Annotated in this window: 10 protein-coding genes; 7 read left to right on the forward strand and 3 right to left on the reverse strand. The window is 62.6% G+C overall.

Going from position 1 to position 11,744, the window contains the following annotated elements; genetic code table 11:
- Positions 1–26 precede the first annotated feature (26 nt).
- Positions 27–2,213 (forward strand): MMPL family transporter, encoded by a 2,187-nt coding sequence (locus tag JP75_RS07185; protein ID WP_035081059.1) that lies wholly within the window; start codon positions 27–29, stop codon positions 2,211–2,213.
- A gap of 52 nt (positions 2,214–2,265) precedes the next feature.
- Here JP75_RS07185 and JP75_RS07190 read toward each other — a convergent pair whose 3' ends face one another.
- On the reverse strand, positions 2,266–2,829 hold the full coding sequence (locus JP75_RS07190; protein WP_035081061.1) for a cupin domain-containing protein: 564 nt from the start codon (positions 2,827–2,829) through the stop codon (positions 2,266–2,268).
- A 182-nt stretch (positions 2,830–3,011) separates the two neighbouring features.
- On the opposite strand from JP75_RS07190, the gene JP75_RS07195 reads away from it, so the two are divergent.
- Entirely contained in the window at positions 3,012–3,827 is an 816-nt protein-coding gene (locus tag JP75_RS07195) for an alpha/beta hydrolase (RefSeq protein WP_035081064.1), read from the forward strand.
- Between the two features lie 36 nt (positions 3,828–3,863).
- Here the strand turns inward: JP75_RS07195 and JP75_RS07200 are convergent, their stop codons facing one another.
- Together JP75_RS07200 and JP75_RS07205 are read right to left on the reverse strand one after the other, a co-directional pair.
- Entirely contained in the window at positions 3,864–4,625 is a 762-nt protein-coding gene (locus tag JP75_RS07200; protein ID WP_035081067.1) for a sugar phosphate isomerase/epimerase family protein, read from the reverse strand.
- A 20-nt stretch (positions 4,626–4,645) separates the two neighbouring features.
- Positions 4,646–5,812: a Gfo/Idh/MocA family protein gene (locus JP75_RS07205; RefSeq protein WP_035081068.1), complete on the reverse strand. Its 1,167-nt coding sequence runs from the start codon at positions 5,810–5,812 to the stop codon at positions 4,646–4,648.
- 241 nt (positions 5,813–6,053) lie between these two features.
- On the opposite strand from JP75_RS07205, the gene JP75_RS07210 reads away from it, so the two are divergent.
- Genes JP75_RS07210 through JP75_RS07230 form a run of 5 tightly spaced genes read left to right on the forward strand, consistent with a single transcriptional unit; the run spans position 6,054 to position 11,734 of the window.
- On the forward strand, positions 6,054–7,364 hold the full coding sequence (locus JP75_RS07210; protein WP_160194664.1) for an ABC transporter substrate-binding protein: 1,311 nt from the start codon (positions 6,054–6,056) through the stop codon (positions 7,362–7,364).
- Positions 7,365–7,378: 14 nt separating this feature from the next.
- On the forward strand, positions 7,379–8,815 hold the full coding sequence (locus JP75_RS07215; RefSeq protein ID WP_084587528.1) for an ABC transporter substrate-binding protein: 1,437 nt from the start codon (positions 7,379–7,381) through the stop codon (positions 8,813–8,815).
- Between the two features lie 60 nt (positions 8,816–8,875).
- A complete protein-coding gene (locus JP75_RS07220) occupies positions 8,876–9,778 on the forward strand; it encodes a carbohydrate ABC transporter permease (protein ID WP_201772912.1) in 903 nt (300 codons plus the stop codon).
- Positions 9,778–10,659, forward strand: coding sequence for a carbohydrate ABC transporter permease (locus tag JP75_RS07225; RefSeq protein ID WP_051960461.1), 882 nt, complete (start codon positions 9,778–9,780; stop codon positions 10,657–10,659). The genes JP75_RS07220 and JP75_RS07225 overlap by 1 nt, the downstream gene beginning before the upstream one ends.
- 10 nt (positions 10,660–10,669) lie before the next feature.
- Positions 10,670–11,734, forward strand: coding sequence for an ABC transporter ATP-binding protein (locus JP75_RS07230; protein WP_035081072.1), 1,065 nt, complete (start codon positions 10,670–10,672; stop codon positions 11,732–11,734).
- The last annotated feature ends 10 nt before the right edge of the window (positions 11,735–11,744 follow it).

The following is an 11,744-nucleotide window of genomic DNA, read 5'->3' on the forward strand; positions in this document are numbered from 1 at the left end:
GTCGGCGGATCAGCCACGAGGTCGTCATGTCCAGTTCCATTGCTCTGCCCCTTCCACCTTCGCCCCGTCTGGGTGCTGCACTCGTGCGGTATCGCTGGCTCGTCATCGCTGCCGGCATTGTCTTGCTGATAGTTGCCGGCCTTCTGGCCTCCGGCGCGCTAAGGGCGCTTTCCCTGTCGCGTTTCGAGGCGCCGGGATCGGAGTCTCGCCTTGCCGCCGCCGAATTGCTCGAAACTTTTGATGTCGGCGCGGCCAATATGCTTCTGCTGGTCACTGCCCGCGAGGGGACGATTGACGATCCGGCCACCAGCGCCGAGGCGCAGGCCATCGCCGGGCGCCTTGCCGCAGAGCCCGCCGTTGCGGCGGTCGAAACGCCCTGGACCTCCCCGGGCAAGCTCGGCCTTGTTTCCGCAGATCGAAAACATGCGCTCATTCTGGCGCGCCTGCCCGGAAGCGCCACGGAAACCCGCTCCCTGATGGGCGAGCTTTCTCCGCGCTATACGATGGAGACCGAGCGCCTCACCGTTGGTGTAGGCGGTGGCGACGAAGTGTTCCGCCAGGTCGGCCACGAGGCCGCCGAGGATTTCGTGCGCGCCGAATTGATCATCTTTCCCGGCGTTTTCGCGCTGCTCCTGCTGTTCTTCCGCAATGTGGCAGCGGCGATACTGCCAGTCGCGGTCGGGCTTTTTGCCATGGTCTCGACCCTGGCCGTTCTTCGCCTGCTGGCCGGCGTCACCGAGGTTTCGACCTTTGCACTCAACCTGACCCTGGTTCTCGGCCTCGGTCTCGGCGTCGACTATGGCCTCTTCATCCTGGCGCGTTTTCGCGAGGCATTGGGGCGCGGAAAGCCGGTGCCCGATGCCGTCGCCGAAAGCGTCGCCACGGCGGGGCGCACCGTGCTGTTCAGCGGCATCACGGTCGCTGTGTCCCTCGCAGCCCTGCTGGTTTTTCCATCATCGTTCCTGCGCTCCTTCGCTTATGCCGGTGTCACCGTCGTGCTCTTCGGCGTGATCGGCGCAACCGTGCTTCTGCCGGCCCTATTGGCAGTCGTGGGCCGCTGGATCTCCCCCGCCAAGCAGAGCACCGCCGCCGGCCTCTGGCACCGAACTGCGCTTGCCGTCATGCGGCGTCCGCTGGTCTTCGGCACCGGCGCAATCGCTATCCTCTTGCTGCTTGGTTCGCCCGTTCGAGACATCGCCTTCGGCTTGCCCGATGACCGGGTTCTGCCCGAAGGCGTATCGAGCCGGTCAGTGCATGAGGTCATCCGGCAGAATTTTGCTGCCGAAGTAACGGACTCCTTCATGATCCTCGGCTCCGGCGACAATGGCGCCGCTCCCCATGCCGCCGCGATCGCAGCCTATGCCGCTGCCTTGTCCCTGGTTCCGGGCATAGCCGAAGTGGAGTCGGCCGTCGGAACTTTTGCTGCGGGCGAACAAGTACGCCCGGCTCCGGCCGACGCCGACGGCTGGCTCAGGGGCGAAAAGACCTGGCTTGCCGCCACGCCGCTCTCGGAGCGCCTTGAGGGCGACCCGCTGGCCTTTGTTCAGGACATGCGGGCGGTCCCGGCATCTTTCGATACGCTGGTTGGCGGCTATCCGGCCGATCTGGCCGATTTCCGGCTGATGGTGATGGATTGGCTGCCGCTAGCCGCGACGATCATCTTCGGGGCGACCATCGTCATCCTGTTCCTGATGACCGGCAGTGTCTTGCTTCCGCTCAAGGCGACGGTGCTCAATCTCGTCAGCCTCTCGGCCCTGTTCGGCGCCCTGGTTTTTGTCTTCCAGCAGGGACATTTCGCCGATCTACTGGGCTTTACGCCCACCGGCACGCTCGAAAGCTCGATCCCCATCCTGATGTTCTGCATCGCCTATGGGCTGTCGATGGACTACGAGGTTTTCATGCTCTCCCGCATCAAGGAAGAGCACGATCACGGCCGCGACAATGCCAGCTCGGTCGCCATCGGCCTCGAGCGTAGCGGCCCGCTGATCACGGCCGCCGCCTTGATCCTCGCCTTCTCCTTCCTCGCTTATTTGAGTTCCGGCGTGGTCTTCCTGAAAATGCTGGGCCTAGGTCTGGCGCTGGCCATCATCGTCGACGCGACGCTTATCCGGGCCGTGCTTGTCCCCGTGTTTATGCGGTTGGCCGGCGAACTCAATTGGTGGGCGCCAGGACCCCTGCGCCGCTTCTATGAGCGGTTTGGTCTTCGGGAATAATAACTGGGCATGCTTGAGGCGCGCGACCCAATAGGGGCCGCGCGCTCAGAAACTAAACCGGGTCCAACCCATCGCGGAAATCATTGAGGTCGGCATCGACTGAAGATGGCGTGTCGATCCAGGGATGAACCGGCTCGCCATTGACCGGATCGAGCGTGGGAATAGGCAGCATCATGATGCGCTTGGCAGCGGCCCTTCGCCCTTCTTCGGTGAGGTGATCTTCCTGAATATTGTCCCAGTCGCGCCCATCGGGATAGCCGCCGACCAGCATGACGTCGTCTGAGTTCGCGACCATGACATGGGACACGCCGGCCGGCATGACGACGAAATCGCCTGCCGAAGCGCGAATGCGGATGCCACCGCGACCGAAGACGTCAAGCTCCAGCCAGCCCACGGCCACGCCAAGACATTCATGGGTGGTCGAGTGGAAATGGGGATAGGTATAAACGCCGGGATATTGCCAGTTATTATGCCAGCCATTGCGCTTGAGGCGCGCCCGGACGGCATCGACGCCGCCGCCTTCGACACCATTGCGATAGACCAGCAGCGGAAAGCGGCTGTTTGGCAGCATCCCATTGGGCTTCGACCAATAGAGTTCGGGCTCTATTTTGGGCATTTTGTCTCCTCTCCATTTTATCGAGCGAAGATAGGACGCTGTTCCGCCTACGAAATCTTCAAGTGGGCCGCCCAGTCCAGCATGTGAGCCAGAACGGGTAGCAGCAGCGTTTCGTCTCCGGCCGCCCTTGCCCTCAGCAGCAAGGCATGGAAGCTCTGGTATAGGGCAGGGGAGCAGATGCCGTGACCGATCTTTTCCGCACGCGGGATCACGTTCCCGACTTCGACGCCATCTCAGCCGACTACCGGGTCGCCAGCGCGGCCACTCGCGCCCAGATTTCTCATCGGCTCGACCTCGCCTATGGCGCGGAGCCTGATGAACGGCTGGATATTTTCTTGCCGGGCGAGGGGGCCAAGGCCGCGCCTATCCATCTTTTCGTGCATGGCGGCTATTGGCGGGCGAACCGCAAGGACGACTATAATTTCATCGCCGATGTGGTGACATCGGCGGGTGCTATTGCCGCCATCGTGGACTACAGCCTCATGCCCAAGGTGCGCATGGCGAGGCTTGTCGACCAAGTGCGCCGGGCCGCCGTCTGGTTGCAGGAAAACGCGGAGACCTTCGGCGGCGATCCCGCCCGGATCAGCGCCAGCGGCCACTCAGCCGGCGCGCATCTCGCCTTCTATCTCGTCGGCAAGGGGCCGCATGAGCCGGACTTTGCGCCAAATGTAGTGTCCAGCGTTCTGCTGGTCAGCGGTCTCTATGATCTCGCTCCAATCAGCCGGAGTTTTTTGCAGGCCGAGATCGGCCTGACGCCAGACGAAATAGCGCAATGGTCTCCACTCGGCGCAACGGTTCGCGCGGATACAAATCTCAGCGCCGTGGTCGGAGCGCTCGAAACTGCGCCTTTCCACGAACAGGCCAAGGCTCTAGCCGCGCAGCACGGCGCGAGCCTCGCTACGTTGGCGGGGCTCAATCACATGAGCATCGTGCGGGCATTAGGCCAACCCGGCACGCCTGCCGCTGCGGCACTAACCGCGCTGATAGTCGGATCATAAGGGGCTATCGGGCCCGCAGCGCGGGCCCGAAAAAGCTTAGCCCACCAGCGCCTTGATATAGTCGACCGAACGCTTGGCCAGTGCCTTCCAATCGCTGGGCCGGTCGTGCTCGACCACCAGCAGATTGGCCCGCGTGCCGTCAAATAGCGGTCGCAGGCTCGGCCAGTCGATGATGCCATCGCCCGTGGGTGTCCAGCCCTGGTCGAAATCGGTGCCGGCCAGCGCCGTGTCCTTGAGTTGGATGGCGGTGATCCGGTCGGCATAGCGGGTGAGTTCCTTGGCCGGGTCGGCCCAGCCCCGCGTTACCCAGCCGATATCGATCTCGAATTCGACGTCCGGTCCGGCCGCATCCATGATGTGGTCGATAGGCCGGCTATAGTCTTCGAGCCGCACATATTCGAAATCGTGATTGTGCCAGGCAACCTTAAGCCCCTCGGCCTTGGCGAGCTCGGCACCGACACGCAACCTGTCGCCCACGCTGCGCCAGAAGTCGGCGGTGGGCACGCGCTCGGCCTGTGGCACATAGGGCGGAATGAGCGTCTTCGTGCCCACTTCATGCGCATAGTCGAAATAGCGCCTGGGTTCGGCAACAAGCCCCGCCAGCGGCATGTGCATGCCGGAAACTTCAAGTCCTGCAGCATCGACCTGGCGGCGGAAGGTTTTTGCGTCTTCCTCGTAATTGGGCGGCCAAAGCTCGACCGCGTCATAGCCGACCTCCTTGAGATAGGCCAGTTGCGGCTCGACCGGCAGGAAGAAGCGCGCCGAATAGAGCTGGAACGAAACGGAATAGCGGGACATGAAAAAATCCTTGGCTGAAATCAGGAAGCAAATTCGAGCGGTGCATTGGCTGCGATGAGCCGGCTGGCCTCATCGGCCGGCAGCGGCGCGGGCCGCTCCACCGTGCTCGCAATATCGACGAAGCGTGCTTCGGCGGCCGATTGCACGATGGCGAGCAGCACTTCGAGCACATGCAACGCCAGTTCGCCCGAAGCACGCGCCTTGCGGCCCTCGGCAACCCCGGCCAGCATGTCCGCCAGCCCCAGGCCGCGATAATTGCCGATATAGGCGCCCGCCGGCTCGCGCCAGTTGAGCCGGCCGAAGGGGCGGCCATCGGTTTCGATGCGGCGGCGGCCAGTGCCGTCGATCAGTTCGAGCGGCCCGCCGAAATAATTGGGATCGGGCACCATTAGCGACGCCTTGGTGCCGTGGATTTCGATGGGGTTGGTGTGGCCATGCCCCCAGGTGTCATAGCTGACCGAGACATGCACCTGCGCACCCGAATGGAATTCGAGCAGCGACTGGCTGGTGGTCGGGGTATTGACCGGCACGAGCGTATTCTGGTTCGGCCCGGGCGCAGTCACCAGCCGCTCGTCGAAGAATTGCTGCGCCAGCGCCACAACACGCTTGATAGGCCCCAGAAGGCTCACGAGAACCGTGACGTAATAGGGCCCCATGTCGAGCACCGGTCCGGCCCCAACCTGGAAATAGGGGTGGGGATTGGGATGCCAGGCTTCCATGCCGTGATTCATGAAATGGGCGGAACCGCTCTTTGCCGTGCCGATCGCGCCTTCGTCGATCACCGTTCGCGCACTTTGGTGCGCCCCACCAAGGAAGGTATCGGGCGCTCCTGCGAGACCGAGACCATGCCGGTTCGCCAGTTCCACCAGAAGCCGTCCATCGGCAAGACTGAGCGCCAGCGGCTTTTCGGTATAGGTGTGCTTGCCGGCCTTAAGCGCGGCGGCGCTGATCTCGACATGGCTCGCCGGATTAGTGAGGTTGATCACCGCATCGATGGCCGGATCGGCCAGCAGGTCGCTCACGCTCATGGCGCGCAGGCCATATTGCTGGGCCCGTCGCTCGGCCGTGGCCGGGTCGATATCGGCGCAGGCGACGATGCGCAGCGGCGCGAAAACCTGCGAAAGCCTGGCATAGGCGTCGAAGATATGTCCGCAGCCGATAATGCCGACGGACCATTGCTTGGTCATGTGTGCTCTCCTCGTCGAGGCTTTCATGCCGCCTCGTTCTTCGCATGGCGGGCACTCTATGGGCTCGTCGGCGAGGGGGCCGGGGCGCATTGGGGGCAGGAGTCCAGAATGTGGATCAGATGGGCCCGATTGGTCTGGCCGGGGCCTTGGCCGGGCGGCCGGTCATGTTCCTATTAGGCATGGCTCAAGGGCGGCAGAGGACGAAAACAGTCCAGCCCGCGCCGATGCCGAGGAGGAGACTATGGCAATGCAATCGAATAACGGGCGCGGCTTGGACCGCCGCCAGTTTCTCAAGGCCGGGGCGGCGCTCGGCGCCATGACCGCCCTGCCCATGGGTCGGGCCCTGGCCCAGGAACCGGTCAACCTGACCGTCTGGGCCTGGACGCCCAAGACGCAGGACATGGCCAACCGCTTCATGGAAAAATATCCCCATGTCACGGTGACGGTGGAAAATGTCGGGCAGGGCGCCCCGCACTACGTCAAGCTGCGCAATGCCGTCACCGCCGGCACCGGCCTGCCGGATCTCGCGCAGATGGAATTCAACTCCATCCCCAGCTTCCGCGCCCTCAATGCCCTGGCCGATATCGGTCCCTTGGGCGGCAATGCCGTCAAGGACGCCTTCATCGACTGGACCTGGTCGGCCGTCAGCGATGGCGAACAGGTCTATGGCATGCCCTGGGACAGCGGCCCCATGGCCCTACTGTACCGCGCCGACATTTTTGAAAAGCACGGCCTTACCGTGCCCGAGACCTGGGACGATTTCGCCGAACAGGCCATAAAGCTCTCCCAGGCTGCCCCCGGCACCTATCTCACCAATTTCGGCGTCGATTCCGGCTGGACGGCGGCGGTGCTCTGGCAGGCGGGCTGGCGCCCGTTCAAGACCGAGGGCACCAATATCCAGATCCGCATCAATGACGACATTGCCAAGAACTGGGCCAACTACTGGCAGAAGCTGATCGACGCCAAGGCGGTCGATACCAAGCCCGCCTGGACCAGCGAATGGTTCGCCGCGTTCGATGATGGCACCTATGCCTCCTGGGTCACGGCGGGCTGGGCTCCGGTGCTCATGCAGCAATCGATGAAGAAGAGCTTTGGCCAGTGGCGTGCCTCGCCCATGCCGCAATGGGAAAAGGGCGGCAAGATCGCCTCCAACTGGGGTGGCTCGACCTTCGCCACTTTCAACACCACGCCGCACCTTCAGGAAGCCACAGACTTTGCCGTCTTCATGGCGACCGATCCGGAAGTCGCCAGGTTCTGGAACACCGATGCCTATCTTTTCCCGGTGCTCAAGGAACTCATCAACGATCCCACGCTGATGGGCAATGAATACGAGTTCTATGGCGGCCAGGCGGTCAACACCATCTTCGCCGAAGCCGAGGGACAGGTCGATCCGAGCTTCGAATTCGCACCCTTCCAGGACTACGTGAATTCCCAGATCGAGGACAATTTCGCCATGGCCATCGGCGGCAACGGCACTCTGGCCGATGCTTTCGACCGCATCCAGGACGCTGTCGTCGCCTATGCCAATGACCAGGGCTACACCGTAACCTGACACCGCGACCGGTCATGGCGAAACCCTCCCAGGTCGTCATGGCCGCCGCGCCGGGCGGGCGGCTCCCCATGGATAGTTCCTCCCAAGGCATGGGGGCCGTCCCGTCACAATTCATGGAGCAGATGATGAAGACCACTTTGCCGTCGGCCCTCGGCCGCGTGCTGCTGAACCGTCGCCGCCTGCTGCAGGGCGGGGTCGCTGCCGGCGCTGCCCTTGCCCTTGGCGGGCCCATGGGCCGTGCCATGGCCCAGGACAAGGTCAACCTGACCGTCTGGGCCTGGACGCCCAAGACGCAGGATATGGCCAACCTGTTCATGCAGAAATACCCGCACATTTCCGTCACCGTCGAAAATGTCGGGCAGGGCGCGCCCCACTATGTCAAATTGCGCAATGCCGTCACCGCGGGCACTGGCCTCCCCGATGTGGCACTGATCGAGTTCAATTCGATTTCGAGTTTCAAGGCGCTCAATGCCCTGGCAGATCTCGGACCCCATATCGATCCCGCCATTGCCGAAAAGTTCATCGACTGGACCTGGACCTCCGTCACCGAGGGCGACAAGGTCTATGGGCTGCCCTGGAATACCGGGCCGATGGCCTTGCTCTATCGCGCCGACATCTTCGAGCAATATGGCCTCACCGTCCCCGAAACCTGGGACGACTATGCCGAACAGGCCATCAAGCTGGCCCAGGCCGCTCCCGGCAAATATCTCGCCGATTTCGCGGTGGACTCAGGCTGGACGGCCGCCGTGCTCTGGCAGGCCGGCTGGCGTCCCTTCAAGACCGAAGGCACCAATATCCAGATCCGCATCAATGACGAGATCGCCAAAAGCTGGGCAAATTACTGGCAACGGCTGATCGATGCGAAGGCGGTGGACACCAAGCCCGGCTGGACCACGGAATGGTTCGCTGCGCTCGATGATGGCACCTATTCCTCCTGGGTCACTGCGGCCTGGGCACCGGTGCTGATGGAACAGTCCATGACCAAGAGCTTTGGCAAATGGCGCGCCGCGCCCATGCCGCAATGGCAGCCTGGCGGCAAGGTGGCCTCCAATTGGGGTGGCACGGTCTTTTCCGCCTTCTCCACCTCGCCCCAACTCAAGGAAGCGGCCGAGTTCGCCACCTTCATGTCCACCGATCCCGAAGCCGCCCGCTTCTGGCTCACCGATGTCTTCCTCTTCCCCGTGCTCGACGAATTGATCGAGGACGAGACCCTGATGGGGCATCCCTACGAGTTCTATGGCGGCCAGGCGGTCAATACCATCTTCGCCGAGGCGGAAGCGCAGGTGGACCCGAGCTTCGAATTCGCGCCCTTCCAGGACTATGTGAATTCCCAGATCGAGGACAATTTCGCCATGGCCGTGGCCGGCAATGGCACCCTGGCCGACGCCTTTGACCGCGTGCAGGACGCCGTTGTCATCTATGCCCGCGACCAGGGCTATACCGTTACCTGAACCTGAGCGGCCCGGATGCTTGACGCATTCGGGCCTGTCCCTCTCGTGGAGTTCAACGCCGTGTCAAACACGCTTTCGGGGCAAAAGCCTCGCGTGATCGTCAGCAAGAAAGTAGCGCCCTATGTGCTGCTGCTGCCATTCCTGCTCGTCTTCGTAGGCTTTCTGATCGTGCCCATGGGCTATGCCTTTGGGCTTAGCCTCTTCAAGACGGCCCTGGTCGGCGGCACCCGCTTTGTCGGGCTCGAAAACTATGCCCGCGCCGTGGTCGATCCCAAATTCTGGGATGGCGTCTGGCTGCTGGTGCGCTTCGGGCTCATCCAGATGCCGATCATGCTGTCCCTGGCGCTGATCTTCGCCCTCATTCTCGATAGCGGCATGGTCTATGCCCGCAGCTTCTTCCGCGTCAGCTTCTTCCTGCCCTATGCCGTGCCGGCAGTGATCGCCACCTTGCTCTGGGGCTATCTCTATGGGCCCTCCTATGGCCCGGTGGCACAGTTAGCCACGGCCCTCTCCCTGCCCAAGCCAGATTTCTTCTCGCCCGGCGCCATTCTCGGGTCGTTAGCAAACATAACCATATGGGAATATACAGGCTATAATATGATCATCTATTTCGCGGCGCTGCAGGCCATACCGGGCGACCTCGAAGAAGCAGCCAAGATGGATGGCGCCAGCGCGCTCACCTATGCGCTGCGGGTCAAGCTGCCCATGATCGTTCCCATGATCGTGGTCACGGTGATCTTCTCCATCATCGGCACCCTGCAGCTCTTCAGCGAGCCCTATCTCATCACCAATCTGGCGCGCAGCGTCATCAACTCCAACTTCACGCCCAACTACTACGCCTACACGCTTGCCTTCGTCGCCCAGCAATACAATTACTCGGCGGCCATTTCCTTCCTCCTCGGCGCAGTGGTGGCGGTCTTTTCCTACGCCTTCATGCTGCTCGCCAATCGGGGAGGCCGCTGATGGGTATCGTGGGCAATACCACCCGCTCGCCGAATTTTCGGCGCAACCGCATCCTGCTCACCGCAGTGCTCTGCATCTACCTCGTTTATACGCTGGTGCCGCTGTTTTACGTGGTCACCGCCTCGACCAAGACCAATGCCGATCTCTTCGGCACCTTCGGCCTCTGGTTCGCCGGCGAATTCAACCTCTGGCAGAACCTCGTCGACCTCTTTACCCACCAGAACGGCGTGTTTTCGCGCTGGCTAGGTAATACCTTCTTTTATTCCCTCACCTCGGCGGTGGGCGCGGCCATCTTCGCGCTATTGGCCGGCTATGCCTTCGCTAAATACGAGTTCAGGGGCAAGAAGCTGCTTTTCGCTTTGGTGCTGGGGGCAGTGATGATCCCGCAGACCGCACTCGTCATTCCGCTCTATCTCATGCTGAGCAAGATCGGCCTGCTCAACACCCCGCTCGCCGTCATCCTCCCCTCGCTGGTCTTCCCGCCTGGCGTCTTCCTCATGCGCGTCTATGTCGACGAGGCCGTTTCCAACGAAATCATCGATGCCGGGCGCGTCGACGGGGCAGGGGAATTGCACATTCTCTCGAGCCTCACCTTCCGCCTGCTGATGCCCGGTTTTGCCACGGTCTTCATCCTCGCCTTCGTCGCCGCCTGGAACAATTACTTCCTGCCGCTCGTCGTGCTCAGTACCTCGGAAAACTTCCCCGTCACCGTGGGGCTTTCCATCTGGTACGCCTCGGCAACGCTGGGTAGCGGCGGCAACCTGCTCTTCACCGTGGTGATGACCGGGGCCCTGGTCTCGATCCTGCCCGTCATCCTCGCCTTCCTCATCATGCAACGTTTCTGGCAGGGCGGGCTCAGCGCCGGCGCCGTCAAGGCCTAGGAGATCCTTCATGGCTGTCATCACCCTTTCGGGCATCACCAAATCCTTCGGCACCGTCCACATCATCCGCGGCGTCGACCTCACCATCGGCGATGGCGAATTCGTCATCTTCGTCGGACCCTCGGGCAGTGGCAAATCGACCCTGCTGCGGCTCATCGCCGGGCTCGAGGAAACCACGGGCGGCCGCATTCTCATCGATGGCACCGATGTGACCGATCGGGGCCCGGCCGAGCGCGCCCTTTCCATGGTCTTCCAGTCCTATGCGCTCTATCCCACCAAGACCGTTCGGCAGAACATGAGCTTTGGCCTCGAAGTGGCCCGTCTGCCGCGCGCTGAAATCGACCGCCGCGTCAATGCGGCTGCCGCTGCCCTGAAACTCGAAGCATATATGGACCGCAAGCCTGCCGCCCTTTCGGGCGGTCAGCGCCAGCGCGTCGCCATTGGCCGCGCCATCGTGCGCGAGCCGGTCGCCTTCCTCTTCGACGAGCCCCTGTCCAATCTCGATGCGGCCCTCCGCGTCGATATGCGCGTCGAGATCGCCAAGCTCCATCAGCGCCTCAAGGCCACGATGATCTATGTGACGCATGACCAGGTCGAGGCCATGACCCTGGCTGACAAGATCGTGGTTCTCGACGGCGGTGTCATCCAGCAGGTGGGCGCACCGCTCGAACTCTATGAGCGTCCGGTCAATCTCTTCGTCGCCCAGTTCATCGGCTCGCCCAAGATGAATGTCCTTGCCGCCCGCCGCGAAGGCGAGTTGATCCGCGTTGGCTCGGGCGCTGTCCCCCTGCCTTTCGCCACGTCCCGGCCGATCGCCCATATCGGCATCCGTCCCGAGGGCCTCGAAGTGGTTTCCTCCGGCGAGGGTCATATTGAGGGTAAGGTTGACGTGGTCGAGCGCCTTGGCTCGGACACCTTTGCCTATGTCATCGTGCCCGAGCTGGGCACGCTCACCATCCGCATCGTCGGCAATGCGGCGGGCATTGCCCTCGATCAGAGTATCGGCCTTCGCCTCGCGGCCGGGCAAATCCATCTGTTCGATACCGAGGGGCGGCGGATCGCCGAAGGCGACTGAAGGCGCCAGT

The sequence above is a fragment of the Devosia riboflavina genome (assembly GCF_000743575.1).
In the GTDB taxonomy this organism is placed as follows: Bacteria; Pseudomonadota; Alphaproteobacteria; order Rhizobiales; family Devosiaceae; genus Devosia; species Devosia riboflavina.